The sequence below is a fragment of the Streptomyces sp. CLCI03 genome (assembly GCF_053615355.1).
This window is the reverse complement of the sequence record NZ_CM132132.1, coordinates 4,386,296-4,410,595: the sequence shown is the minus strand read 5'-3', so window position 1 is coordinate 4,410,595 and position 24,300 is coordinate 4,386,296. Positions and strand designations below refer to the sequence as shown.

Annotated in this window: 24 protein-coding genes; 15 read left to right on the top strand and 9 right to left on the bottom strand. The window is 71.3% G+C overall.

Going from position 1 to position 24,300, the window contains the following annotated elements; genetic code table 11:
- The first annotated feature begins 16 nt into the window (after positions 1 to 16).
- Positions 17 to 1,039, top strand: a complete 1,023-nt coding sequence (locus ACWG52_RS20365) for a LacI family DNA-binding transcriptional regulator (protein ID WP_030728501.1) — start codon at positions 17 to 19, stop codon at positions 1,037 to 1,039.
- 7 nt (positions 1,040 to 1,046) lie between these two features.
- Here ACWG52_RS20365 and ACWG52_RS20360 read toward each other — a convergent pair whose 3' ends face one another.
- The gene (locus ACWG52_RS20360) at positions 1,047 to 2,087 is read right to left on the bottom strand and encodes a DNA polymerase III subunit beta family protein (protein ID WP_389816846.1); all 1,041 of its coding nucleotides are present in this window, start codon (positions 2,085 to 2,087) and stop codon (positions 1,047 to 1,049) included.
- Between the two features lie 141 nt (positions 2,088 to 2,228).
- On the opposite strand from ACWG52_RS20360, the gene ACWG52_RS20355 reads away from it, so the two are divergent.
- From ACWG52_RS20355 to ACWG52_RS20345, 3 genes are all read left to right on the top strand, one after another.
- Positions 2,229 to 3,464, top strand: a complete 1,236-nt coding sequence (locus ACWG52_RS20355) for a S1C family serine protease (RefSeq protein WP_389816842.1) — start codon at positions 2,229 to 2,231, stop codon at positions 3,462 to 3,464.
- A 75-nt stretch (positions 3,465 to 3,539) separates the two neighbouring features.
- On the top strand, positions 3,540 to 4,271 hold the full coding sequence (locus ACWG52_RS20350; protein WP_161294986.1) for a response regulator transcription factor: 732 nt from the start codon (positions 3,540 to 3,542) through the stop codon (positions 4,269 to 4,271).
- On the top strand, positions 4,268 to 5,701 hold the full coding sequence (locus tag ACWG52_RS20345; RefSeq protein ID WP_389816837.1) for a sensor histidine kinase: 1,434 nt from the start codon (positions 4,268 to 4,270) through the stop codon (positions 5,699 to 5,701). The genes ACWG52_RS20350 and ACWG52_RS20345 overlap by 4 nt, the downstream gene beginning before the upstream one ends.
- On the opposite strand, the gene ACWG52_RS20340 is transcribed toward ACWG52_RS20345, so the two are convergent.
- Positions 5,681 to 6,601 carry a phosphatidylinositol-specific phospholipase C gene (locus ACWG52_RS20340; protein ID WP_453125522.1) on the bottom strand — a complete coding sequence of 307 codons (921 nt, stop codon included), beginning with the start codon at positions 6,599 to 6,601 and terminating at the stop codon, positions 5,681 to 5,683. The two genes, ACWG52_RS20345 and ACWG52_RS20340, sit on opposite strands and share 21 nt — an antisense overlap.
- Before the next feature lie 75 nt (positions 6,602 to 6,676).
- On the bottom strand, positions 6,677 to 7,246 hold the full coding sequence (locus ACWG52_RS20335; RefSeq protein ID WP_033225913.1) for a TetR/AcrR family transcriptional regulator: 570 nt from the start codon (positions 7,244 to 7,246) through the stop codon (positions 6,677 to 6,679).
- A gap of 124 nt (positions 7,247 to 7,370) precedes the next feature.
- On the opposite strand from ACWG52_RS20335, the gene ACWG52_RS20330 reads away from it, so the two are divergent.
- Positions 7,371 to 8,153 carry an alpha/beta fold hydrolase gene (locus ACWG52_RS20330; protein WP_389816832.1) on the top strand — a complete coding sequence of 261 codons (783 nt, stop codon included), beginning with the start codon at positions 7,371 to 7,373 and terminating at the stop codon, positions 8,151 to 8,153.
- A gap of 162 nt (positions 8,154 to 8,315) precedes the next feature.
- On the opposite strand, the gene ACWG52_RS20325 is transcribed toward ACWG52_RS20330, so the two are convergent.
- Complete coding sequence (locus ACWG52_RS20325; protein ID WP_389816829.1) at positions 8,316 to 10,133, bottom strand: bifunctional metallophosphatase/5'-nucleotidase; 1,818 nt, start codon at positions 10,131 to 10,133, stop codon at positions 8,316 to 8,318.
- Positions 10,134 to 10,301: 168 nt separating this feature from the next.
- Here ACWG52_RS20325 and mshD point away from each other — a divergent pair, with 168 nt between their 5' ends.
- The 7 genes from mshD (at position 10,302) to pstB (ending at position 19,152) form a co-directional block, all read left to right on the top strand.
- Positions 10,302 to 11,228, top strand: coding sequence for a mycothiol synthase (gene mshD / locus ACWG52_RS20320; protein WP_389816825.1), 927 nt, complete (start codon positions 10,302 to 10,304; stop codon positions 11,226 to 11,228).
- Between the two features lie 320 nt (positions 11,229 to 11,548).
- Complete coding sequence (locus tag ACWG52_RS20315) at positions 11,549 to 13,816, top strand: RNA degradosome polyphosphate kinase (protein WP_389816822.1); 2,268 nt, start codon at positions 11,549 to 11,551, stop codon at positions 13,814 to 13,816.
- Complete coding sequence (locus ACWG52_RS20310; protein WP_389816819.1) at positions 13,797 to 14,762, top strand: CHAD domain-containing protein; 966 nt, start codon at positions 13,797 to 13,799, stop codon at positions 14,760 to 14,762. The genes ACWG52_RS20315 and ACWG52_RS20310 overlap by 20 nt, the downstream gene beginning before the upstream one ends.
- Before the next feature lie 246 nt (positions 14,763 to 15,008).
- Complete coding sequence (gene pstS / locus ACWG52_RS20305; protein WP_033225921.1) at positions 15,009 to 16,145, top strand: phosphate ABC transporter substrate-binding protein PstS; 1,137 nt, start codon at positions 15,009 to 15,011, stop codon at positions 16,143 to 16,145.
- A gap of 129 nt (positions 16,146 to 16,274) precedes the next feature.
- Complete coding sequence (gene pstC / locus ACWG52_RS20300; protein WP_030768174.1) at positions 16,275 to 17,264, top strand: phosphate ABC transporter permease subunit PstC; 990 nt, start codon at positions 16,275 to 16,277, stop codon at positions 17,262 to 17,264.
- Positions 17,264 to 18,346 (top strand): phosphate ABC transporter permease PstA, encoded by a 1,083-nt coding sequence (pstA, locus tag ACWG52_RS20295; protein WP_389816815.1) that lies wholly within the window; start codon positions 17,264 to 17,266, stop codon positions 18,344 to 18,346. The genes pstC and pstA overlap by 1 nt, the downstream gene beginning before the upstream one ends.
- 29 nt (positions 18,347 to 18,375) lie before the next feature.
- Positions 18,376 to 19,152: a phosphate ABC transporter ATP-binding protein PstB gene (pstB, locus tag ACWG52_RS20290; RefSeq protein ID WP_389816812.1), complete on the top strand. Its 777-nt coding sequence runs from the start codon at positions 18,376 to 18,378 to the stop codon at positions 19,150 to 19,152.
- A gap of 114 nt (positions 19,153 to 19,266) precedes the next feature.
- On the opposite strand, the gene ACWG52_RS20285 is transcribed toward pstB, so the two are convergent.
- Positions 19,267 to 20,265, bottom strand: coding sequence for an inorganic phosphate transporter (locus ACWG52_RS20285; protein WP_033225923.1), 999 nt, complete (start codon positions 20,263 to 20,265; stop codon positions 19,267 to 19,269).
- Positions 20,266 to 20,270: 5 nt separating this feature from the next.
- Positions 20,271 to 20,891, bottom strand: a complete 621-nt coding sequence (locus tag ACWG52_RS20280; protein ID WP_033225924.1) for a DUF47 domain-containing protein — start codon at positions 20,889 to 20,891, stop codon at positions 20,271 to 20,273.
- Between the two features lie 172 nt (positions 20,892 to 21,063).
- Between ACWG52_RS20280 and ACWG52_RS20275 the strand changes: the two genes are divergently transcribed.
- Positions 21,064 to 21,411, top strand: coding sequence for a metal-sensitive transcriptional regulator (locus ACWG52_RS20275; protein WP_453125516.1), 348 nt, complete (start codon positions 21,064 to 21,066; stop codon positions 21,409 to 21,411).
- 113 nt (positions 21,412 to 21,524) lie between these two features.
- On the opposite strand, the gene ACWG52_RS20270 is transcribed toward ACWG52_RS20275, so the two are convergent.
- Together ACWG52_RS20270 and ACWG52_RS20265 are read right to left on the bottom strand one after the other, a co-directional pair.
- The gene (locus ACWG52_RS20270; protein ID WP_244291003.1) at positions 21,525 to 21,671 is read right to left on the bottom strand and encodes a hypothetical protein; all 147 of its coding nucleotides are present in this window, start codon (positions 21,669 to 21,671) and stop codon (positions 21,525 to 21,527) included.
- A gap of 177 nt (positions 21,672 to 21,848) precedes the next feature.
- Positions 21,849 to 22,685 carry a hypothetical protein gene (locus ACWG52_RS20265; protein WP_389816806.1) on the bottom strand — a complete coding sequence of 279 codons (837 nt, stop codon included), beginning with the start codon at positions 22,683 to 22,685 and terminating at the stop codon, positions 21,849 to 21,851.
- Positions 22,686 to 22,816: 131 nt separating this feature from the next.
- On the opposite strand from ACWG52_RS20265, the gene ACWG52_RS20260 reads away from it, so the two are divergent.
- Positions 22,817 to 23,029: a hypothetical protein gene (locus ACWG52_RS20260; RefSeq protein ID WP_033225927.1), complete on the top strand. Its 213-nt coding sequence runs from the start codon at positions 22,817 to 22,819 to the stop codon at positions 23,027 to 23,029.
- A 216-nt stretch (positions 23,030 to 23,245) separates the two neighbouring features.
- Positions 23,246 to 23,371 carry a hypothetical protein gene (locus ACWG52_RS20255; RefSeq protein WP_389816803.1) on the top strand — a complete coding sequence of 42 codons (126 nt, stop codon included), beginning with the start codon at positions 23,246 to 23,248 and terminating at the stop codon, positions 23,369 to 23,371.
- Between the two features lie 136 nt (positions 23,372 to 23,507).
- Here the strand turns inward: ACWG52_RS20255 and ACWG52_RS20250 are convergent, their stop codons facing one another.
- On the bottom strand, positions 23,508 to 24,230 hold the full coding sequence (locus tag ACWG52_RS20250) for a phosphatase PAP2 family protein (RefSeq protein ID WP_390141035.1): 723 nt from the start codon (positions 24,228 to 24,230) through the stop codon (positions 23,508 to 23,510).
- Positions 24,231 to 24,300 lie beyond the last annotated feature (70 nt).

Below are 24,300 nucleotides of genomic sequence, written 5' to 3'. Positions count from 1 at the left end.
GCGTAGACTGCCGCGCGTGGCCAAGGTGACGCGGGATGACGTTGCACGACTTGCGGGTACGTCTACCGCCGTCGTGAGCTACGTCATCAACAACGGACCCCGGCCGGTCGCCCCGGCCACGCGCGAGCGTGTCCTCGCCGCGATCAAGGACCTGGGCTACCGCCCGGACCGGGTCGCCCAGGCGATGGCCTCGCGGCGCACCGACCTCATAGGCATGATCGTCCCGGACGCCCGGCAGCCCTTCTTCGCGGAGATGGCGCACGCGGTCGAACAGGCCGCCGCCGAGCGCGGGAAGATGGTGCTGGTCGGCAACTCCGACTACCGGGACGAGCGCGAGGTCCACTACCTGCGCGCCTTCCTCGGCATGCGGGTCTCGGGTCTGATCCTCGTCAGTCAGGGCATGAGCGAGCGCGCCGCGTCGGAGATCGAGGCCTGGGACGCCCGGATCGTGCTGCTGCACGAGCGCCCGGAGGCGATCGACGACGTCGCCGTCGTCACCGACGACATCGGCGGCGCCCAGCTCGCCACCCGCCACCTGCTGGAGCACGGGCACGAGTACGTGGCCTGCATCGGCGGCGTCGAGAACACCCCGTCCGTCGGCGACCCGGTGGCCGACCACGTCGAGGGCTGGCGGCGGGCCATGCAGGAGGCCGGCCGCTCGGTCGAGGGCCGGCTCATCGAGGCCCCGTACAACCGCTACGACGCGTACACGGTCGCCCTGGAGGTCCTGGCGCGGCCCGACCGGCCGACGGCCATCTTCTGCGCCACGGACGACCAGGCCATCGGTGTGCTGCGCGCCGCGCGCGAACTGCGCATCGACGTGCCCGGAGAACTGGCCGTCGCGGGCTTCGACGACGTCAAGGAAGCCGCCCTCACCGACCCGCCGTTGACCACGATCGCCTCGGACCGCCCGGCGATGGCCCGCGCGGCCGTCGACCTGGTCCTGGACGACGGCTTGCGCGTGGCCGGCTCCCGACGGGAACGGCTGAAGCAGTTCCCGTCGGCGCTGGTGATCCGCCGCTCCTGCGGCTGCCGCTGAGCTCAGGTCACGCGTCGAGCGTGCACGGCATCAGCAGGGAGTAGGCGTCCTCGGTGTCGGGGCGCAGGAGCACCAGCGGGGCCTTGGGACCCACGTACTCCAGCAGCATGGCCTCGTCCCCGACGGCGAGCGCGTCCAGGAGGAAGGCGGGGTCGACCCCGACCAGGTCCCCGGCGGCGGGCTCGTCGGCCCCGTCGGCGACGGTCACGGTGTCGGTCAGGACGAGGGCGCACCGCTCGCCGTTCCGCCCGACGAGTGCCGTGCGCAGGGCCGGCACGTCCAGCGGGATGCGGCGGCCCTCGGGAAGCCGGGTCAGGCGGCGGTAGTCGGGGAACTCCTCGCCCAGGACCCGCCCGGCGACGCGGCGGCCCTGCGTCTCCAGCTCGATCCCGTCCCCGTCCACGGTGAGCACGGCCGGGCGGTCGTCGGTCAGCAGGGCCCGCATGGCGTCCACGAGCGGGGCGGGCACGGTCACCCGGAGCCGCTCGCCGCCGTGGCCGGTGGTCGAGGCGCGGGCCACGGCCATCCGGTAGCGGTCGGTGGCCACGACGTGCAGGTCCGCCTCCTCCACGTCGAAGTGGATCCCGCCGAGCACCGGCAGCTCGGGGTCGACCCCGGCGGCGAAGCGTACGGCGTCCAGCGCGGCCGCGAACTCCGTGGCGGGCACGGTCAGCCGGGTGGTGGGGGCGGTGGTGGTCGTCATGGTGTTCTCCTTGTGTCCGAGTCGCGCGCGTACCGCGGAGAGCGCGCCGCGCGCATCGGCGAGCTCGCGTTCGAGGCGTCGCAGGTGCCCGTCCAGCAGCCGGGGCACCAGGCCGGTGTCCCCGCCGGACCAGGCCGCCAGCACCAGCCGGATGTCGGCGAGCGGCATCCCCGCCTGCCGCAGCCGGGCCAGCAGCCGGGCCTCGTCGAGCTGTTCGGGCGCGTACCAGCGGTATCCGGTCGCCGGATCCACCCGGGCGGGCGGCAGGACGCCCGCCCGGTCGTAGAAGCGCAGCGCGCTCACGCCCAGCCCGCTGTCGCGGCCCATCTCGCCAATGCTGTGCATCTCGCTCTCCACACCCGTGACTCTGGGACCTCCACCAGGTCGAGGGTCAAGGCCGGTCCTCATATCGCTCGTACCCGGTTCTGTCGGGCTTCTCAGGCCTGACTCAGGAAGCTCTCATGATCGGCGGTCAGAGTCTGTGTCATGACCGACAGCTTCCGCCGCGAAGGCGAGTACCCGCAGGAGAACAGCCCGGCCCCGCACGCGCCGTTCGGCGCGTACCCCGCGGCCGGCGCAGGGGCGGCGGCCTACCCGCCGCCGCCCTCGTACCCGCCCGCCGCACCCGGTTGGCACGAGGCGCACCAGCCGCAGCCGCAGGTCATCCGGGGCGAGACGGTCCCGGCGGGCGCGGGCGGCGCAGGCGAAGGCGGCGGGTACGAGGGCGGCGGGTACGGGGGCGGCGGCCCCCAGGGTCCCGCCCACGCCGCCGCCCCCGCGCCCCGCGCCAAGCGGCCCGTCGCCCTGCTGGCCGCCGTGGCGCTCGCCGCGGCCCTGGTCGGCGGCGGCACGGCGGTCGCCGTCGAGCAGCTGATGGACCGGCAGGCCGGCACCACCGGCGGCGTCGACGGCACCACCGTCTCGCGGTCCAGCTCCGGCACCGTCGCCGGGGTCGCCGAGCAGGTCAGCCCCTCGGTCGTGCGCATCGACGTCCGTACCGGCTCCGGCCAGGGCACCGGCTCCGGCATCGTCCTGACCGCCGACGGCGAGATCGTCACCAACAACCACGTGGTGAGCGGCGCCTCCGAGGTCCAGGTGACGATGAGCGACGGCAAGAAGTACCCGGCCAGGATCGTCGGCACCGACCCCGCCAAGGACCTGGCGCTGATCAAGCTCCAGGGCGCCTCCGGGCTGAAGCCCGCCACGCTCGGCGACTCCGGCGGCGTCAAGGTCGGCGACCAGGTCGTCGCCATCGGCTCCCCCGACGGCCTCACCGGCACCGTCACCAGCGGCATCGTCTCCGCCCTGAACCGCGAGGTGAAGGTGCCGAAGTCGGAGCAGCAGTCCCCGCAGGGCCGGCAGCAGGGCGAGGACAGCTGGCCGTTCTCCTTCGGCGGCCGCCAGTTCAACGGGAACACCGGCTCCGACACCACCTCGTACAAGGCCCTCCAGACGGACGCCTCCCTCAACCCGGGCAACTCCGGCGGCGCCCTCGTCGACATGAACGGCCGGATCGTGGGCATGCCCTCCGCGATCTACTCCCCCGCCTCCGGCAACGCGGCCGCCGGCAGCGTCGGCCTCGGCTTCGCCATCCCCGTCGACACGATCAAGGCCGACCTGGACTCCCTGCGCAAGGGCGGCCCCGGCGGCGCGGGCTCCACCGACACGGACTCCGGCTACGGCTCCGGCTCCGCCGCAGACGGCTTCGGCACCAGCTTCTGACCCACCCGTGCGAGGCTGGAGGCGCCGTCCCGTGCCGCACTCCACGGCCGACCACCACCTCCGGGAGACCCATCCATGAACCCCGCCGAAGGCGAAGCGCGGATCCTCGTCGTCGACGACGAACCGGCCGTACGCGAGGCCCTGCGCCGCAGCCTCGCCTTCGAGGGGTACGCCGTGCAGACGGCCGTCGACGGGCTCGACGCCCTCGACCGGGCGGCCTCGTACGCCCCCGACCTGATCGTCCTGGACATCCAGATGCCCCGGATGGACGGGTTGACGGCCGCCCGCCGACTGCGGGCCTCCGGCAGCGTGACGCCGATCCTGATGCTCACCGCCCGCGACACCGTCGGCGACCGCGTCACCGGCCTCGACGCGGGCGCGGACGACTACCTCGTCAAGCCGTTCGAACTGGACGAGCTCTTCGCCCGGGTCCGCGCCCTGCTGCGCCGCAGCTCCTACGCCGCCCCGCAGGCCGCGGGCGAGAGCCACGAGGACGCCCTGACCTTCGCCGACCTGCGCATGGACCTCGCGACCCGTGAGGTCACCCGCGCCGGGCGGCCGGTGGAGCTGACCCGGACCGAGTTCACCCTGCTGGAGATGTTCCTCGCGCACCCCCGCCAGGTCCTGACCCGCGAGCAGATCCTCAAGACCGTCTGGGGCTTCGACTTCGAGCCCAGCTCCAACTCCCTGGACGTGTACGTGATGTACCTGCGCCGCAAGACCGAGGCGGGCGGCGAGCCGCGCCTCGTCCACACCGTGCGCGGGGTCGGCTACGCCCTGCGCGCCGGCGAGAGCGGGCCGGAGTGAGCCCTACGGCCAGATTCCGCGCGCTGCCGCTGCGCTCCCGCCTCGCCCTGCTGGTCACGGTGGCGGTGGCGCTCGCGGTCGCGGGCGTGGCGGGGGTGTCCTGGGTGATGGTCCGCACCCAGCTGAGCGAACAGCTGGACAGCTCGTTGCGCGCCACCGACGCCGCGGCCCAGGCCAACCAGGTCTACGCCAAGCTGCGCTGCGTCCCCGGGCCGCCCCTGCCGGACCAGGCGGCCAACAACCTCAGCGCCCAGGTGCAGATCGTGCTGCAGGACGGTGGGCACTGCTGGGTGGACGGCAACAACACCCTGAAGGTCACCGCGATCGACCTGGAGGTCGCCCAGCGGCGCCGGGGCCCGGTGCTCTACGACGCGACCACCTCCAACGGCATCCCGGTCCGCGTCTACACGCAGCCCGCCCTCGTGGGCAGTCAGCCCGCCGCGCTGTCCGTGGCCAAGCCGCTCGCCGACATCGACAAGCCCCTGTCCACCCTGGCCTGGGTGCTGCTCCTGGTCTGCGGCATCGGGGTCGTCGGCGCGGGCGCCGCCGGCCTGTGGGTGGCCCGTACGGGACTGCGGCCGGTCGACGAACTGACCGACGCCGTCGAGCACATCGCCCGGACCGAGGACCTGACCGTACGGATCCCCGACGAGGGGGACGACGAGATCGCCCGCCTGTCGCGGTCCTTCAACTCGATGACGGCGGCCCTCGCCTCCTCCCAGGAGCGGCAGGCCCAACTGATCGCGGACGCCGGCCACGAGCTGCGCACCCCGCTGACCTCGTTGCGCACCAACATCGAGCTGCTCGCCCGGAGCGAGGAGACCGGCCGGGCCATCCCGCCCGACGACCGGCGGGAGCTGTTGGCCTCGGTCAAGGCGCAGATGACGGAGCTGGCCTCGCTGATCGGCGACCTTCAGGAGCTGTCCCGGCCGGACGCGGCATCCCCCGGCCCGCTCGGGGTGGTCGCCCTGCACGAGATCGCCGGGGCGGCGCTGTCCCGGGCCCGGCTGCGGGGTCCGGAGCTCCGTTTCGACTCGGACCTGCGGCCCTGGTACGTCCGGGGCGAGGCGGCGGCGCTGGAGCGGGCGATCGTGAACGTCCTGGACAACGCGGTGAAGTTCAGCCCGCCGGGCGGCACCGTCGAGGTGTCGCTGCGGGCGGGCCGGCTGACCGTACGGGACCACGGTCCGGGCGTCCCGGCCGAGGACCTGCCGCACGTCTTCGAGCGGTTCTGGCGGTCCGAGTCGGCCCGCGCCCTGCCCGGCAGCGGGCTGGGCCTGTCGATCGTGGCCCGTACGGCGGCGCGTGCGGGCGGCAGCGCCGAGCTGCGGGCGGCGGCCGACGGGGGCCCGGGCACGGAGGCGGTGCTCCACATCCCGGGGGCGCCGACGCCGCCGCCGTCCGATCCGTCAGTTGTGCCGGATCAGTGAGGTGACCAGGCCGGAGCGGGTGTTCGGGAAGTCCATGGGGACGATGCCGAGCCCGGTCCGGCCGGCCATCTCCCCGCCGTCGACGAAGCCGTGGACCTGCGGGTTCAGGCGGTCGGAGTTCCAGCGCGGGGGCATGTAGGCGGCGGTGCTGACGTAGTTGACGAAGAGCTTGCCGGGCTGCTGGACGGCCTTGCGGAAGTGGTTCTCGATCCGGCCGCGCTTGGCGAAGGGCTCCGTGTTGTAGTCGTCCTGGATGTCGAAGACGCCCGCGTCGCCGTAGCGCAGGCCCGGCAGGCCGGCGTTGTCGGCGAGCAGGACCACCTTGCCGCGGGCCTGTCCGAGGGTGGGCAGGGAGTCGGCGATCCGGAACAGGGGCCGCCAGCCGCGGTTGTTCAGGTAGTCGTCGAAGACGGCGCGGAAGGTGGCGTCGCTCTCCCCGGAGTACTCCTGCTTGACGCGCATCAGGACCGTCTCGCCGGGGTGCGCGGCGAGGAAGTTCCAGCAGGCGACGAGGACGTCCCCGAACATCAGGTCCTGGAAGAAGGACCCGTGGTGGATGGCGAAGGAGCCGCCGGTGACCCGGCAGCGGACGTCGAGGAAGCGGATCCCGGAGTCGAGCTGCTGGGCGATCGAGGTGTTCTGGCAGGCGACGTAGAGGCCGCCCTTGGTGGCGCCGGAGTCGTGGGTGCCCGGGATCGTCATCCGCTGGAGGGCCGTGGAGTCGCCGAGGCCGGACATCCAGTCCTGGGTGCCGAGCGTCGCGGCCGAGGCGGGTGCGGCGCCCAGTCCGAGGGCCGCGCCCGCGGCCAGTGCTCCGACCAGGAACGCCCGGCGGTCCACGCCCGTGCTCGTGCCCGCGCCCGTACCCGCGCCCGTACCCGAGCCCGTGCCGATGCCCATGTCCGCCCCTTCGCCGACCCGATGATGGCCGGATTATGGCGTGCACACGTCAGCTTTGCTACCTGTCGGTAGGGGTCAGCTTTCGAGCAACTCGACCATGGAGCGCAGCCCTTGGAGCAGTTCGCGCCCGTCGGGCGCCTGCTCCGGATCGGTCAGGGTCTGCACCATCACCCCGCTGAGCAGCGCGATGTGCATCGACCCGAGAGCCCGCACGTCCTCCTCGGAGACCTCCTGCGGCGGCACCCCGCGCAGGGCCGCTGCCACCATCCGGCGGTTGCGACGCTGCCCCTCGGCGAGGATCGCGAGCAGCTCGGGCGAGGACTGCGCGTGGACGAAGGCCTCGACGGACGCCAGCCAGAGCCAGCGCATCTCGCCGAAGTCGCGGATCTTGCGGTCCCAGGTGTCGGCGTAGCGCTCCCCGGCGGTCTCCCCCTCGCCGGTGAGCCGACCGGCCCCCGCGGCCCACTCCTCCATGGCGGCGAACAGCGCCTGATTGAGCAGGGCCTCCCGGGATCCGAAGTGATAGCCGATCGCGGCCATGCTCACCCCCGAGGCCGTGGCGATGTCGCGCACGGTCGTGCGCAGATAGCCCTTCTCCTCCAGGCAGTGCCGGGCTCCGGCCAGCAGGTCCTCGCGATTTCCCATGCGGGGATCGTAGCCGCGCCGCTTTTTGGGCAAGCGCGCAAGACGAATGTATTGCGCACTTGCCCAAATCCTGGCAGGCTGCGGTCATCGACACGATCCACAGGCCCACGGGAAGGCACGAGCCATGCGCCACGCGCTGAAGATCGACGACCGGACCCTCTCCTACCTGGACTTCGGTGGCCCCGGCCGCCCGCTCCTCGCCCTGCACGGCGGCATGTCCGAAGCCCTCGCCTTCACCGGCCTCGCCGCCGCCCTCGGCGACTCCTGGCGGGTCATCGCCCCCGACCAGCGCGGTCACGGGGACTCCGACCGCGCACCCGATCACCACCGCGAGGGCTACGTACGCGACGCCGTCGCCCTCCTCGACCACCTGGGCATCGACACCCCGGTGCCGCTCCTCGGCTACTCCCTCGGCGGGCTCAACGCCTACCACCTGGCCGCCACCCACCCGGACCGGATCTCCGCCCTCATCGGCGTCGACGCCACCGTCGAGATCAGCATCCCCACCGGGCCGAACTGGTTCGACTTCCTGGACGGCCTCCCCTTCACCGCCCCCACCCGCGAGGAACTCCTCGCCGCCGCCGGACCGGCCGCGCCCTTCGTCGCCGACGGACTGCGCCCCCTGACCGACGGCACCGGATGGCGCCTGGCCTACCACCCGCAGGACATGCTCGACTCCATCCACGCCTGCGCCGGCGACCACTGGGACACCTGGCTGGCGAGCACCTGCCCGGCCCTGCTGATCCACGGCACCGACAGCCAGGCGCTCACCCGGCCCGTCGCCGACGCGATGGTCGCCCGGCGCCCGAAGACCTCGTACGCGCCCCTCGCCGGCGACCACTTCGTGCCGTTCACCGACCCGGACGCCTTCCACACCGCGGTCGGAACCTTCCTGGCCACCCTCTGACCCCGCCGGTCCCCGCGCCACGGGGGTGCACGGGGGTGCACGGGGACCGAGACCGGACGGGGACCGGGACGGGGACCGGTAGGGGGACGCGAACGGAGCCGGACATGCCGAAGGGGCGGCGGGCCCATGGCCCACCGCCCCTCAGGGCCACCGCACGCGGTGTTACTTGATGACGGTGATCCGGTTCGCCGCCGGCGGGGTGATCGGGGCCGCCGCCGAGGAGTTCTTCGTCAGGTAGGCGTTGAAGCAGTCCAGGTCGGACGCGCCCACGAGCTTGTTCTTGTGCTCCTTCAGGACGGTGAAGCCGTCACCGCCGCCCGCGAGGAACTCGTTCATCGCGACCCGGTAGGTCTTCGCCGGGTCGAGCGGCACGCCGTTCAGCTTCACCGAGTCCACGACGATGCGGTCCGCGCCCGCCTTCGTCATGTCCAGGGTGTAGGTGAAGCCCTTCGACACCTGCAGGATCTTCGGGTTCGCCCCGTTGACGGGACCGCTGACCTGCTGCTGGAGCGCGGTGATCAGCTGCGCGCCGGTCAGGTCCACGATGTTCATCATGTTGGTGAACGGCTGGACCGTGAAGGACTCGCCGTACGTCACCACACCGTCGCCCTCGTCACCCGAGGCCTTGTAGGCGAGGTCCGAGCGGATGCCGCCCGGGTTCATGACGGCCAGCTGCGCGCCGCCCTTGTCCGCCGGGGCGAGCGCTTCGAGCTGCGCGTCGGCGATCAGGTCGCCGAGCGGCTTCTCGGGCGCCTCGGAACCGCGGCCGGGGATGTCGGCCGAGATGAAGCCCTGCGGACGGTTGGCGATCGGGGCCGCCAGCGCCTTCCAACGGTCGATCAGCTCGGTCATGTCCGGGGCCTTCGGCTGCTCCCGGCCCACGATCTTGTTCACCGGCTTCGGCGAGGTGATCGGCGTACGGACGATGTCCTTGGTCTGCCGGTCGTAGGTGAGGGTGGTGTCGGTGAACAGGCGGCCGATGGAGGCGGCCGAGGTCACCGTGCGCGGGTTGCCCGCCGGGTCCGGGATGTTGCAGGCGTAGGCCTGGTGCGTGTGACCGGTGACCAGCGCGTCGACCTTGGAGTCCACGTTCTTGGCGATGTCCACGATCGCGCCCGAGATGCCGGCGCCGGCGCCCGGGACGTCACAGTCGTAGTTGTACGCGCCGTTGGCGGGCAGGCCGCCCTCGTGGATCAGCGCCACGATCGACTTCACGCCCTGCTTGTTCAGCTCGGCGGCGTACTTGTTGATCGTCTCGACCTCGTCGCCGAACTTGAGGCCCTTGACCCCCTCGGCGGTCACGACGTCCGGAGTGCCCTCCAGGGTGACGCCGATGAAGCCGATCTTCACGTCCCCCTTCTTCCAGATGTAGGTGGGCGACATCAGCGGACGCTTGGTCTTCTCGTCCGTGACGTTGGCCGCGAGGTACTGGAATTCGGCGCCGGTGAAGTCCTTGCCGTACTCGAAGCAGCCCTCGACCGGGTGGCAGCCGCCGTACCCCATGCGGCGCAGCTCGGTCTTGCCCTCGTCGAACTCGTGGTTGCCGACGCTGGAGACGTCCAGGCCGATCTTGTTCAGCGCCTCGATGCTCGGCTCGTCGTGGAAGAGCCCGGACAGCATCGGGCTGCCGCCGATCATGTCACCGGCCGCGGCCGTGACGGAGTACTCGTGGCCCTTGCGGGCCTCGCGCAGGCTGGTCGCCAGGTACTCGACACCACCCGCGGGTATGGCCTTGGTGGTGCCGTCGGCCTGACGCTCGGTCACGGTGCCGGAGGAGCCCTGCGGGGGCTCCAGGGTGCCGTGGAAGTCGTTGAACGACAGCATCTGTACATCGACGGTCCGGCTCTTGGCCGCACCGCCACCACTCGCGGCACCGGCCGGAAGTGCGGCCGCGACCATCGCCCCGGCCCCGGCCGTGACGGCGAGAGCGGTGAGGGTCAACCGGCGGGTTCGGCGGTGCCGTTGTGGCGTCGCTGACATTTAGTCCCCTTATGTGACAGCGGTAAGACTTGGGAGGTCCGCCGAAGCCTAAGGTCAACGCGCGTAGCTCTACCAGGGGGTAGCGGTATCGCGTTGGTTACGCGCAGAAGAAGCACCGACCACGCGCCCGCACTCCACCCCTCCCCACGGCGGTCGTACGCTCGTGTCATGACTGACGCAGCAGCGGCCCTGGAGCCGGGACGGCAGATTCAGACCCTCGACGAGTTGACGGAGGAACAGGCGAGCGCCGTACTCGACCTCATCGAGGACGCGGCACGTACGGACGGCACCACCGCCGTGTCCGAACAGGGCCGGCTCCAGCTGCGCGGGGGGCCGCGCGAGGGGATCCGGCACTTCCTGCTCACCGAGGGCGGCCGGCTCTCCGCCTACGGGCAGCTGGAGGACACCGACCCGGTGGAGGCCCCGGCCGCCGAACTCGTCGTCCACCCGGCCCTGCGCGGGCGCGGCCACGGGCGAGCCATGGGCACGGCCCTGCTGGCCGCCTCCGGCAAACGGCTGCGGGTCTGGGCGCACGGCGGCAAGTCCGCCGCCCGCCACCTCGCGCAGGTGCTCGGCCTGACCCTCTTCCGCGAGCTGCGCCAGCTGCGCCGGCCCCTGGCCGAAGGGGCCCCGCTGCCGGAGCCGGTGTTCCCGCCCGGGGTGACCGTACGGACCTTCGTGCCCGGCGCCGACGACGCGGCCTGGCTCGCGGCGAACGCGGCCGCCTTCGCCCATCACCCCGAGCAGGGCTCACTGACCCAGCGCGACCTGGACGACCGGATCGCGCAGCCGTGGTTCGACCCCAAGGGCTTCTTCCTCGCGGAACGCGACGGCGAGCTCGTCGGCTTCCACTGGACGAAGGTCCACGCGGCCGAGCAGCTCGGCGAGGTCTACGTGGTCGGCGTCCGCCCCGGCGCCCAGGGCGGCGGCCTCGGCAAGGCCCTCACCGCGATCGGCCTGCGCCACCTGGCGGCCCAGGGCCTGCCGACGGCCATGCTCTACGTGGACGCCGACAACCCGGCGGCCCTGGCGGTGTACGAGGGCCTCGGCTTCACCACCCACGAGGTGGACCTGATGTACCGCACGGAAAGCTGACCGCCCCCGGCCCCGCCGGATCCGAGCCCCGCCGGGCCGAGCCGGCCCCGCCGGCGTTCGAGGCGCGGGTCCGGGCAGCGCCCGGCGGGGGCCCGGGGGCGGCGCCCCGCCACGGCGCCGCACCCGCGCACGCCGGGGCACACCGGCCCCGCGACCCCGCCGGGAGGCGGTTCGTGCACCCCGCCGGACCCGGGAAGCCACACGCCATTAACCAGGCATTCAGACGCGCTTGCGACTCTCCCCCAATGCAGCCCCGACTCCGACCGACGGCCGACTCTTCCGACGTGCCTGTCCTCCCGCGTGCGCGGAAGAATGGAGTCATGAGCCACCAGCCCAGCGCAGACCCCACCGAGGTCCCCGCCCAGCACCCGTCTCACACCCCCGGCACCGCCCCCGGCCGGGCCGTCACCGGAGCCCATGCCCGCATAGGGTCCATCTCCGCGCACCGCCCGCACGTCGACCTCGAACCCGATCTCGACGCCGATCTGGACGCCTACGAGGACAAGGACGGCGACGACGAGCTCCCCCCGGGACGCTTCCTCGACCGGGAGCGCAGCTGGCTCGCCTTCAACGAGCGGGTGCTGGAGCTCGCCGAGGATCCGACGACGCCCCTGCTGGAGCGCGCCAACTTCCTGGCGATCTTCGCGAGCAACCTCGACGAGTTCTTCATGGTGCGCGTGGCCGGCCTCAAGCGGCGCATCGCGACGGGCGTCGCCACCCGTTCGGCCTCCGGTCTGCAGCCCCGCGAGGTGCTGGACCTCATCTGGACGCGCTCGCGCGAGCTCATGGCCCGGCACGCCGCCTGCTTCCAGCAGGACATCTCCCCGGCACTCGCCGAGGAGGGCGTCCACCTGATCCGCTGGCCCGACCTCACGGAGAAGGAGCAGGCCCGCCTCTTCACCCTGTTCCGCAACCAGATCTTCCCCGTGCTGACCCCGCTGGCCGTGGACCCCGCGCACCCCTTCCCGTACATCTCCGGCCTCTCCCTGAACCTGGCCGTGGTCGTACGCAACCCCGTCAGCGGCCACCGCCACTTCGCCCGGGTCAAGGTCCCGCCGCTCCTGTCCCGCTTCCTGGAGGCCTCCCCGCAGCGCTACGTCCCGCTGGAGGACGTCATCGCCGCGCACCTGGAGGAGCTCTTCCCCGGCATGGAGGTGCTCGCGCACCACATGTTCCGAGTGACCCGCAACGAGGACCTGGAAGTGGAGGAGGACGACGCCGAGAACCTCCTCCAGGCCCTGGAGAAGGAGCTCATGCGGCGCCGCTTCGGCCCGCCCGTCCGCCTGGAGGTCGAGGAGTCCATCGACCCGGGCGTGCTGGACCTGCTCGTCCAGGAACTGAAGGTCAACGCCTCCGAGGTCTACCCGCTGCCCGGCCCACTGGACCTGACCGCCCTCTTCGGCATCGCCTCGCTGGACATCCCGGAGCTGAAGTACCCGAAGTTCGTCGCCGGCACCCACCGCGACCTCGCCGAGGTCGAGTCCGCGTCCGCGCCCGACATCTTCGCCGCCCTGCGCGAGCGGGACGTCCTGCTGCACCACCCGTACGACTCCTTCTCCACCTCGGTGCAGGCCTTCCTGGAGCAGGCCGCCGCCGACCCGGACGTCCTCGCCATCAAGCAGACGCTCTACCGCACCTCCGGCGACTCCCCGATCGTGGACGCCCTGATCGACGCCGCCGACTCCGGCAAGCAGGTCCTCGTACTCGTCGAGATCAAGGCCCGCTTCGACGAGCAGGCCAACATCAAGTGGGCGCGCAAGCTGGAGGAGTCCGGCTGCCACGTCGTCTACGGCCTCGTCGGCCTCAAGACCCACTGCAAGCTGTCGCTCGTCGTCCGCCAGGAGGGCGACCAGCTGCGCCGCTACTCGCACGTGGGCACCGGCAACTACCACCCCAAGACCGCCCGGCTCTACGAGGACCTCGGCCTGCTCACCGCCGACCCGCAGGTCGGCGCGGACCTCTCCGACCTCTTCAACCGACTGTCCGGCTACTCGCGCCGCGAGACCTACCGCCGACTGATGGTGGCGCCCCGCTCGCTTCGGGACGGACTGATAGCGCGGATCGACAAGGAGGCCGCCCACCACAAGGCCGGCCGCCCCGCCTACGTCCGGCTCAAGATGAACTCGATCGTCGACGAGGCCCTCATCGACTCGCTCTACCGGGCCTCCCAGGCGGGAGTGCCCGTCGACATCTGGGTGCGCGGCATCTGCGCGGTGCGCCCCGGGGTCCCCGGGCTCTCGGACAACATCCGGGTCCGCTCGATCCTCGGCCGCTTCCTGGAACACTCCCGGGTCTTCGCCTTCGGCAACGGCGGCGAACCCGAGGTGTGGATCGGCAGCGCCGACATGATGCACCGCAACCTCGACCGCCGTATCGAGGCACTGGTCAGGGTCGCCGACCCGGCCCACCGCGCGGCACTGGACCGGATGCTGGAAACCGGGATGTCCGACGCCACCTCCTCCTGGCACCTGGGCCCGGACGGCGAGTGGACCCGGCACAGCACGGACGCGGACGGCCAGCCGCTGCGGCACGTACAGGAGACGCTCATAGACGCCCGGAGGCGCCGGCGTGGCTCAGCCAAACCATGACCCGATCACGGCGACGGCGGACGCAGGTGCCGTGCTCGGCACGTACCTGCGCGCCCAGGCCACCGCTTTCCTGCGCGCGCTGCGCCTCCACGGTGAAAGCACGGCGAGCGGGGCCGATGCCGCCGAGGGAAGCGCCGCGGCGCGCAGCCTGCGGGGGGCTGCGCGCCGCATCAGCGGATCCCTGGCCACCTTCCGGGTGGTGACCGAGTCCACCTGGGCCGACGGGCTGCGCACCGAGCTGGTGTGGCTGTCCTCGACACTGGCCGACGAGCACGCGTACGCGGCCCGGCTGACCCGGCTGATGGACGCCCTGCACCGACTGTCGGGGTCCCCGGAGCTGCCCGCCCCGCGCGGATCGGCCGGCGCGCTGACGGTGGGCTCGGCGCGGGCCGGCGCGCTGCTGGAGCGGCAGCTGACCCTGGCCCGTACGCGCGCCCACTCGGCCACCCTCCAGGCCCTCGGCTCCTCCCGCTTCCACGCGGTGGCGGACGCGGTGGCGGTGCTGGCCTCGGAGGTCCCGCTGGACGCGGTCGCGGCCCGGGGCCGGGTGTCGGAGGTACTCGTCCCATTGGCGGCCGTGGCCGAAACCCGACTGTCGGCGGCGGTCACGGCCCTGCCCCCGGTCGACGGGGCCCATCCGTACAACGCGGACCACGACGGGCCCTGGCACGAGGTCCGCCGCCTGCTGCGGGTCCACCGCTACGCCCGGGAGGCCCTCGGCGAGGACGTGACCCGCCCGGCGGCCGCGGGCGAGGCCCTGGACCGCCACCGGGACGCGGCCGAGGCGGCGACCGCCTCGGCGACGGCGGCCCGCACCCCGCGCATCGCCCCGGCGACGGCGTACGCCCTGGGTGTCCTGCACGCCGACCAGCGCCACGAGGTCGAGGCCGCGCGTCTCGCGTTCCGGCATCTCTGGCTTCCCGAGCCCGCGGTCACGTCGCGATAACGTCGGGGTAACGGATGATGACGGCTGTGTGCGACGCGGCGGGGACGCACCGGGTCGTCCGCCACGGTTCACCATCCGTTCACTCGGCCCGGTCGGCTGCTTCACCTGTTCTGCCTAATTTCGGTGATGCACGGAGCGAGTCGCCCGGAGGTCGAGCAGCTCAGCCGCGCACAACCGACGTAGTCCTCTTCGCACGCCGCCCCGATTCAGAAAGCGGCCGGCGGCTTCTGGAAGGAACACCCGAAAGTGAAGCTTCAGCGCAAGAACATGCTTCGTGCCTCCGCCCTCGGGGCGCTTGTCGTGTCCGGCGCCCTGGTCCTCACGGCGTGCGGCTCGGACGACAACACCAAGACCGCCGACGGCTCGGCGAAGCCCTCCGCGGCCGCCGCGGGCGACATCAAGTGCGACGACGCCAAGGGCAAGCTCCTGGCCTCCGGCTCCTCCGCGCAGAAGAACGCGATCGAGCTGTGGATCAAGAACTACATGGCCGCCTGCTCCGGCGTCGAGGTGAACTACAAGTCTTCCTCCTCCGGTGAGGGCATCGTCGCCTTCAACCAGGGCACCGTCGGTTTCGCCGGCTCCGACTCGGCGCTGAAGCCGGAGCAGGTCGAGGAGTCGAAGAAGATCTGCACCGGTGGTCAGGGCATCGACCTCCCGATGGTCGGCGGCCCGATCGCCCTCGGCTTCAACGTCGCCGGCGTGGACAAGCTGAACCTCGACGCCGCCACGGTCGCCAACATCTTCAACGACAAGATCAAGAAGTGGGACGACGAGGCGATCAAGAAGCTGAACCCCGGCGTCACGCTTCCCTCCACCGCCATCCAGGCCTTCCACCGGTCCGACGACTCGGGCACCACCGAGAACCTCACCAAGTACCTCAAGGCCACCGCGGGTGACGCCTGGCCGTACGAGGCCGCGAAGAAGTGGGCCGCCCCGGGCGGTCAGTCGGCCTCCGGCTCCTCCAGCGTCGCCGCCCAGGTCAAGCAGGTCGACGGTGCGATCGGCTACTTCGAGCTCTCCTTCGCCAGCTCGCAGAACATCAAGACCGTCGACCTGAACACCGGTGCCGCCGCCCCGGTCAAGGCCAGCGGTGAGAACGCCTCCAAGGCCATCGCCGCCGCCAAGGTCGCCGGCACCGGCTCCGACCTGGCCCTCAAGCTCGACTACACCACCAAGGCCGAGGGCGCCTACCCGCTCGTCCTGGTGACCTACGAGGTCGTCTGCGACAAGGGCAACAAGGCCGAGACCCTCCCGACCGTGAAGTCCTTCCTGAACTACGCCGCCTCGGACGCCGGCCAGAAGGTCCTGCTGGAGAACGGCTACGCGCCGATCCCGGCCGAGATCAACACCAAGGTCCGCGAGGTCATCAACGGCCTCGGCTAGATCCTGACCCCAGGTCCGGTCCGCTCCCCCGTCCGGGGACGGACCGGGCCCGGGACCCTTCCCCTTCACCCGGGGGAATCCGGTGCACCGCCGCCAGGGGGCCTGCCCCCCACACAGACCGGAAAGACCATGGCTTCCACCACACCCACCCAGATAGACACGGCTCCGCCTGTCGCCAAGAGCGGAGGATCCACCGGCCGCGCCGGTGACAAGATCTTCGCCGGGCTCTCCAAGGGCTCCGGCATCCTGCTCCTGGTGATCATGGCGTCGATCGCCGCCTTCCTCACCTACCGCGCCTCGATCGCCCTGTCGAAGAACGAGGGGAACTTCCTCACCACCTTCGACTGGAACGCGTCGGCCAACCCGCCCGTCTTCGGCATCGCCGTCCTGCTCTTCGGCACCGTCGTCAGCTCGATCGTCGCGATGGCCATCGCCGTTCCGATCGCTGTCGGCATCGCCCTGTTCATCTCGCACTACGCGCCGCGCAAGCTGGCCGCGCCCCTCGCGTACACGGTCGACCTGCTGGCCGCCGTGCCGTCGATCATCTACGGCATCTGGGGCGCCCTCTTCCTCGTCCCTCAGCTGAACGGCCTGAACCTCTGGCTCGACGAGTACCTGGGCTGGACGTACGTCTTCGACAAGACCCAGGTCGGCGTGGCCCGTTCGCTCTTCACCGTCGGCATCCTGCTCGCGATCATGATCCTGCCGATCGTGACCAGCGTCAGCCGTGAGGTCTTCCTCCAGGTCCCGCGCATGAACGAGGAGGCCGCCCTGGCCCTCGGCGCGACCCGCTGGGAGGTCATCCGCATGTCGGTGCTGCCCTTCGGCCGCTCCGGCGTCATCTCCGCCTCGATGCTCGGCCTCGGCCGCGCGCTCGGCGAGACCATGGCCGTCGCGACCGTGCTCTCCCCGAGCTTCCTGATCTCCGGTCACATCCTGGACCCGGGCGGCGGCACGTTCGCGCAGAACATCGCCGCGAAGTTCGACGAGGCCAACGAGTTCGGCCGCGACGCGCTGATCGCCTCCGGTCTGGTCCTCTTCCTGCTCACCCTGCTGGTCAACGGTGCAGCTCGCCTGATCATCGCTCGCCGCAAGGACTTCTCGGGGGCGAACGCCTGATGAGCCACGCACTCCAGGACCCGCGCCCCACCCGGGACCGCAAGTCCGCCGCCCCCGCCGGCCTCACCCGCGGCGGCCTGCCCCGCTGGGCCCCGGCGGCCGTCGCGGTCGTCTCGGTCGCCCTCGGCTGCGGCATCGGCCTCGTCTTCGGCCTCGACAGCAAGATCCAGTGGGGTCTGCTCGCGGCGCTGCTCTTCGTCGCCGTCACCTACACCGCCAGCGCGGTGATCGAGAACCGCCGTCAGGCCAAGGACCGCGTCGCGACCTCCCTCGTGTGGGTCTGCTTCGTCCTCGCGGTCATCCCGCTGCTCTCGCTGATGTGGACCACGATCAGCCGCGGCCTGAAGCTGCTGAGCGGCAACTTCCTCAGCCACTCCATGAACGGCGTGACCAGCTTCGACGAGGGCGGCGGCGTCTACCACGCCCTCCTCGGCACCATCGAGCAGGTCGCCCTCGCCACGCTGATCGCGGCCCCCATCGGCCTGCTGACCGCCGTGTACCTGGTCGAGTACGGCAAGGGCCGCCTCGCCAAGTCCGTCACCTTCTTCGTCGACGTCATGACCGGCATCCCCTCCATCGTCGCGGGCCTGTTCATCCTGACGACCTGGAACCTGATGCTCGGCTTCGGCCCCTCCGGCTTCGCCGGCGCCATGGCCCTGTCGATCCTGATGATGCCGGTCGTGGTCCGCTCCACCGAGGAGATGCTCAAGCTCGTCCCGAACGAGCTGCGCGAGGCCGCCCTCGCCCTCGGTGTGCCGAAGTGGCGCGTGATCCTCAAGGTCGTGCTCCCGACCGCCATCGGCGGTATCTCCACCGGTGTGATGCTGGCCGTCGCCCGCATCGCCGGCGAGACCGCCCCGATCATGCTGCTGGTCTTCGGCTCCCAGCTCATCAACGGCAACCCCTTCGAAGGCGCCCAGTCCTCGCTCCCGCTCTACATTTGGGAGCAGTACAAGGTCGGTAGTGAAGCCTCCTACGACCGGGCATGGGCCGCGGCCCTGGTCCTGATCGCCTTCGTCATGATCCTCAATCTGGTGGCCCGCGGCATCGCCCGCTGGAAGGCCCCGAAGACCGGTCGCTGACGCGACTCATGAAAGCGAAGTGACCCCTCATGGCGAAGCGAATCGACGTCTCCGGACTGTCCGCCTTCTACGGCACCCACAAGGCCATCGATGACATCTCGATGACCGTGGAGCCCCGCTCCGTGACGGCCTTCATCGGCCCCTCCGGCTGCGGCAAGTCCACCTTCCTGCGCACCCTCAACCGCATGCACGAGGTCACCCCCGGCGGCCGTGTCGAGGGCAAGGTCCTGCTGGACGACGAGAACCTGTACGGCACCGGCGTGGACCCCGTCGCGGTCCGTCGCACGGTCGGCATGGTCTTCCAGCGCCCGAACCCCTTCCCCACCATGTCGATCTTCGACAACGTGGCGGCCGGCCTGCGGCTGAACGGCAACTTCAAGAAGTCCGAGCTCACGGACATCGTCGAGAGGTCGCTCCAGGGCGCCAACCTCTGGAACGAGGTCAAGGACCGCCTGAACAAGCCCGGCTCCGGCCTCTCCGGCGGCCAGCAGCAGCGTCTGTGCATCGCCCGCGCCATCGCGGTCGAGCCCCAGGTCCTGCTGATGGACGAGCCCTGCTCGGCCCTCGACCCGATCTCCACCCTGGCGATCGAGGACCTGATCGGCGAGCTCAAGGAGCGCTTCACGATCGTCATCGTGACGCACAACATGCAGCAGGCGGCCCGCGTCTCGGACCGCACCGCCTTCTTCAACCTCTCGGCCGTCGGACAGCCCGGCAAGCTCATCGAGCTCGACGACACGGACCGGATCTTCTCGAACCCGTCCGTCCAGGCGACCGAGGACTACATCTCGGGTCGCTTCGGCTAAACCGGGACCGAACGTCCTGCGGTGCTGCATGGCGGTGCCACCGCAAGGCGAAAGAAAGAAAAAGGGCCGGCTCCCCCTGGGTGGGGGGAGCCGGCCCGCTTTCGTTCCCGGGTCCTACACGAACGCGAGGTCGACGACCCAGAAGCTCAGCGCGGCGACCACGGCCGCGGCCGGCATCGTGATGAACCAACCCAGGACGATGTTCTTGGCGACACCCCAGCGGACCGCGTTCACGCGCTTGGTCGCACCCACACCCATGATCGCCGAGGTGATCACGTGGGTGGTGGAGATCGGCGCGTGGAAGAGGTACGCCGAGCCGAACATGATCGAGGCGCCCGTGGTCTCGGCCGCGAAGCCCTGCGGCGGGTCCAACTCGATGATCTTGCGGCCGAGGGTGCGCATGATGCGCCAGCCGCCCGCGTACGTACCCAGCGACAGCATCACCGCGCACACGACCTTGACCCAGACCGGGATCGCCTCGTCGGCGCTCTGCACATCGGCGATGACCAGCGCCATCACCACGATGCCCATCGTCTTCTGCGCGTCCTGGAGACCGTGGCCGAGCGCCATGGCGGCCGCCGACACGGTCTGCGCGATACGGAAGCCGTGCTTGGCCTTGTGCGGGTTGGAGCGGCGGAACATCCACAGGATGACCACCATCACCAGATAACCGGCCACCAGACCGACGACCGGCGAGGCGAACATCGGGATGACGACCTTGTCGATCACCCCGCTCCAGATGACACCCGTGCCGCCCGCCAGCGCCGCGCCCACCATGCCGCCGAACAGCGCGTGCGAGGAGGACGAGGGCAGGCCGAAGTACCAGGTGATCAGGTTCCAGACGATCGCACCGACGAGCGCCGAGAACAGGATCCACATGCCCCGCGTGCCCTGGGGCGTCTCGATCAGGCCCTCGCTGACCGTCTTGGCGACGCCACTGCCGAGGAAGGCTCCGGCGAGGTTCATCACGGCCGCCATCGCCAGCGCCGCGCGCGGGGTCAGCGCCCGCGTCGAGACGGAGGTCGCGATCGCGTTCGCCGAGTCGTGGAAACCGTTCGTATAGGTAAAGCCGAGCGCGACACCGATGGTCACGACCAGAGCGAAGGTGTCCACGAGGTTCAGGACTCCTTGACCGCGATGGTCTCCACCGTGTTCGCGACGTGCTCGAACGCGTCGGCCGCCTCTTCGAGCACGTCGACGATCTGCTTGAGCTTCAGCACCTCGATGGCGTCGTACTTGCCGTTGAAGAGCTGGGCGAGCAGCTTGCGGTGGATCTGGTCGGCCTGGTTCTCGAGGCGGTTGACCTCGATCCAGTACTCGGTGAGGTTGTCCATCGTCCGCAGGTGCGGCATGGCCTCGGCGGTCAGCTCGGCCGCGCGCGCCAGCACCTCGATCTGCTGCTCGACACCCTTGGGAAGCTCCTCCACGTTGTAGAGGACGACGAGGTCGACGGCCTCCTCCATGAAGTCCATGATGTCGTCGAGCGACGAGGCCAGGTTGTAGATGTCCTCGCGGTCGAACGGCGTGATGAAGGAGGAGTTCAGCTGGTGGAAGATCGCGTGGGTCGCGTCGTCCCCCGCGTGTTCCGCCGCCCGCATCCGCTCCGCGATCTCGACCCGGGCGGAGGAGTCCGCTCCGAGCAGTTCCATCAGGAGCTTGGAGCCCGTGACGATGTTGTCCGCGGATGCGGCGAACATGTCGTAGAAGCTCGTCTCCCTGGGGGTCAGACGAAATCGCACGTGAGGTCCTCGGGGTGCATCGGATTCGGTCAGGCTGATGCTAGGCGCATCCCTCGGCCACGGCTAACCGGCCGTTCCCCAGTGTCCTCCATCGGGCAGAGTGAGGACCACGGACCCCTGCCCCGGGCGGCGCGGCCCAGTACCCTATACCCATGAGGGGTATGCGTTCGGCATGCACCCCTCGTTCCGGACCACGGGAGGACGTATGACGACCATCGAGGCGGAAGGCTCCGGAGCCGTCCACGGCTACCACCACCAGAAGGACGAGCACCTCAAGCGGCTGCGCCGGATCGAGGGCCAGATCCGCGGCCTCCAGCGACTCGTCGACGAGGACGTCTACTGCATCGACATACTCACCCAGGTCTCGGCGAGCACGAAGGCACTGCAGTCCTTCGCGCTCCAGCTGCTGGAGGAGCACCTGCGGCACTGCGTCGCGGACGCGGCGGTCAAGGGCGGCACCGAGATCGACGCCAAGGTCGAGGAGGCCACCAAGGCCATCGCCCGCCTCCTGCGCACCTGACCGGCGGACCTCGGCCGCGCGCATCCCGGCCCGCGCACCCGCCGGCGTCCGAGGCGCGGGATCGGGGCGGAGCCCCGACAGCGGCGCGAGCGCGGGCGCGGCTCGGGCACCGGCTAGTGCCCGAGCAGGACCTCGTCGATCCGGTCCAGACTGAGCCGCTCCTCCACGGCGGCCGAGGCGGCGATGATCAGCTCACCGCACAGCTCGATCTCGGCGAGAGCAACGTGGTCCTGCACCGTCGTACCGCCTGCGGGAGTCACGCGTGTCACCTCAATCTGCCACCGGCCACCGGCCGTCATCGGTCATACCGCACCGCACCACGCGCCGGCGCCCGGCTTCTCAGCGTAGGGAGGCCCTGCCGTCCCCCGCATGACACGGATGGACCATTTCCGGATACCCGACCGTGGCCCGATCGCGCCGCCCGCTCCCCCTCCGCCTCACTGGTCGGAGATCTTCCCGGCGTAAATGTCCCCACTTGCGGGCAATACGACGGTCACCGGCGTCCCGAATCCGTACAGCAGCGTGGTCGAGGACACATCGATCACGCCATTGTTGACGTACGTGAACCGGTGCCTGACCTTCCGCAAGCGCCCCTCCTCGTCGAGGTAGGCGTCGAACGGCACCGTGTCCGTGCCGAACCCTTTCGCCGCCGCGGCCAGTGCCCCCCGCGCCTCCGGCGACGCGCTCCCCGCCGCCCGCCCGATGTCCGTGATCCCCCGGTAGTGCCGCACCTTGGTGCCCGCCACCTCGGTCTCCCCCACGTACGTCACCTCCTGCGCGCCCCGCAGCAGCTCGGCCGCGACCAACGGATCGGTGGCCCCGCCCGTGACCAGGTTCCCGTCGCTCAGGGTCGTCGTGTCGACCCGGACCCACTTGTCGTCCGGGACGCCCGCACCCCGGTTCTTCATGTAGAGCGCGCCGGGCACGAGCAGCTCGGTGATCGGCCGATGCTCGGCCTTGCCCTTCACATCGGCCGGGAGCATCACGATGAGCTGCCCCATCCGCTTCTTGAAATCGACCCCGCCCTCGCCGCGGATCGTGACGCGGGTGCCGCCCGTCGCCATCTCCATGGCCGTACGGGCCCGGGCACTGCCGGTCCTCGCCAGGACGTCGGCGGCCCCGCGGACCACCGCCGCCGCCTCCGCCGGGGGCCGGCCGTCGCTCGCGTCGCCCGCGCCGCACCCGGTCATCGTCGAGACCGCCAGGGTGACGCCGGCGGCGAGTACCGCCTCACCCGCACGCCCGCGCGGTCGCCTGTGCTGGTGATCCACCATCGCCTGCCAACCCCCAACGCATGACCGCTGCTTGCCCGAGGCCCCCACCCGCTCCGTTTAACGAGGTCCGGGGTTTCCCGTCACGGGGGCGCACCCTCCCCGCGCGCCGCCCGCCCCGGTACCGTGGACCCGTGGAACCGCATACCGACGCGACCCTGGTCCCTCCGCTCGACTCCCTGCCGCTCCCGGGGCCGCACGCGCGGCCGGAGCCGCCGACCGGCCACACCACCTCCACCGCCGACCGCGGATCGTTCTGCCTGGCCGTCTGCACCTGCGGCTGGAGCGGTCCGGCCCGCCGTTCCCGCGACCTGGCCCGCAAGGACGCCGCCCGACACACCGGCTAGGGCCTGTCTTTCGGATCAGGGCGGATCAGCCCGCGGCGTCCGGTGTCGTGCATCGCAAGGCCGAGGAGGGAGTCCATGCGGAGCATCGACGACCGACGAGAACGCGGCGAGGTGCGGCGCCAGGCGTCGCGGGCCCGGCATGATCCGAAAGACAGGCCCTAGCCCGTTCGGACCGGCCGGCTGGCCGGGGTACGCCGCAGCGGATGCCCTGGACTCATGCCAGGTTCCGCAGCCAGCCTCGCGGCCCTTCTCCGGGCCCTGCTCATCGCGTCCGTCCCGGCCGCGGCGACCGGATGGTGGCTGCGTTCCCGCCGCCGCGACTCCGACGGCGGCGAGCCCTGATGCGGCGCTCCCGGCCGAAGGCGGTGCGGGTGTGCTTCGGGGCCGCGGTGCTGTGCCTGCTGGCGGCCGCGCTGCTCGCCGTGTGGAACGCGTACGCGCAGACCTGATCCGGGGCGGCCCCGTCACACCACCGGTGTCAGGCGGCGAGGTCGCTCTCGTGCGTGGGCGGGGTCTGGGTGTGGGCCTGCGGGAGGCCGACCGGCCGGGGCAGCAGGAGACTCTTGGCCCGTACGAGCCGGCCACAGCGCCGGGAGCGGGCCACCGCCCGCACCATCGGGGTCAGCGCCGCCATCGCGAGCGGGGCGAGCAGGAGCACCACGGCGGTGCCGAGCGCGAGGCCGCCGATGATGTCGGTCGGGTAGTGGATGCCCATGTAGACGCGGCACAGGCCCTCGACGAAGGCCAGCCCGATCCCGACGAGGCCGAACTTCCGGTTCGCCACGAACAGGCCCACGCCCAGGGCCATCGCGACGGTGGTGTGGCCGCTGACGAAGGAGAACTCGGTGCGCCCGAGCCCCCAACCGAAGGCGGGATCGAGGACTTGCAGGCCCTCGTGCTGGCGGAACGGACGCTGCCGCCCGACGAATTCACGCAGCGGCACATTCACGAGCAGCGCCAGCCCGGCGGCGAGCGGGGCCCAGACGAGCGCGGCGACGGACTCGACGGCGGCGGACTCGTCCTGCCGGCGGGCACCACGCCAGCACCACAGGACCAGGAGCACCAGGGCCAGCAGGATCCCGTACTCCCCGGCCAGGCTCACGACCCGGTCCAGCCACGCCGGAGCGTGCCGAGCCGCTCCGTTGATCTCGTACAGCAGGCTGACATCCACGTTCGGCCCACCTGTTGTGAGTCCAGCCATGGTGACGCGGCCCCTTGCCCTTGCCGTGGTTCCCCTGTGGAACGCACCCCTGTGTGCGCCCCTCCACCCC

What these genes read in the sequence shown, in the direction of transcription:
- ACWG52_RS20330 (WP_389816832.1), top strand. Translation starts at nt 7,371, where the DNA reads ATGCGCCACGCGCTGAAGATCGACGACCGGACCCTCTCCTACCTGGAC.
- ACWG52_RS20335 (WP_033225913.1), bottom strand. Translation starts at nt 7,246, where the DNA reads ATGGGAAATCGCGAGGACCTGCTGGCCGGAGCCCGGCACTGCCTGGAG.
- pstA (WP_389816815.1), top strand. Translation starts at nt 17,264, where the DNA reads ATGAGCCACGCACTCCAGGACCCGCGCCCCACCCGGGACCGCAAGTCC.
- ACWG52_RS20255 (WP_389816803.1), top strand. Translation starts at nt 23,246, where the DNA reads ATGCCAGGTTCCGCAGCCAGCCTCGCGGCCCTTCTCCGGGCCCTGCTC.
- pstC (WP_030768174.1), top strand. Translation starts at nt 16,275, where the DNA reads ATGGCTTCCACCACACCCACCCAGATAGACACGGCTCCGCCTGTCGCC.
- ACWG52_RS20275 (WP_453125516.1), top strand. Translation starts at nt 21,064, where the DNA reads ATGCACCCCTCGTTCCGGACCACGGGAGGACGTATGACGACCATCGAG.
- mshD (WP_389816825.1), top strand. Translation starts at nt 10,302, where the DNA reads ATGACTGACGCAGCAGCGGCCCTGGAGCCGGGACGGCAGATTCAGACC.
- ACWG52_RS20360 (WP_389816846.1), bottom strand. Translation starts at nt 2,087, where the DNA reads ATGCACAGCATTGGCGAGATGGGCCGCGACAGCGGGCTGGGCGTGAGC.
- ACWG52_RS20350 (WP_161294986.1), top strand. Translation starts at nt 3,540, where the DNA reads ATGAACCCCGCCGAAGGCGAAGCGCGGATCCTCGTCGTCGACGACGAA.
- ACWG52_RS20265 (WP_389816806.1), bottom strand. Translation starts at nt 22,685, where the DNA reads ATGGTGGATCACCAGCACAGGCGACCGCGCGGGCGTGCGGGTGAGGCG.
- ACWG52_RS20325 (WP_389816829.1), bottom strand. Translation starts at nt 10,133, where the DNA reads ATGTCAGCGACGCCACAACGGCACCGCCGAACCCGCCGGTTGACCCTC.
- ACWG52_RS20340 (WP_453125522.1), bottom strand. Translation starts at nt 6,601, where the DNA reads ATGGGCATCGGCACGGGCTCGGGTACGGGCGCGGGTACGGGCGCGGGC.
- pstB (WP_389816812.1), top strand. Translation starts at nt 18,376, where the DNA reads ATGGCGAAGCGAATCGACGTCTCCGGACTGTCCGCCTTCTACGGCACC.
- ACWG52_RS20315 (WP_389816822.1), top strand. Translation starts at nt 11,549, where the DNA reads ATGAGCCACCAGCCCAGCGCAGACCCCACCGAGGTCCCCGCCCAGCAC.
- ACWG52_RS20250 (WP_390141035.1), bottom strand. Translation starts at nt 24,230, where the DNA reads ATGGCTGGACTCACAACAGGTGGGCCGAACGTGGATGTCAGCCTGCTG.
- ACWG52_RS20355 (WP_389816842.1), top strand. Translation starts at nt 2,229, where the DNA reads ATGACCGACAGCTTCCGCCGCGAAGGCGAGTACCCGCAGGAGAACAGC.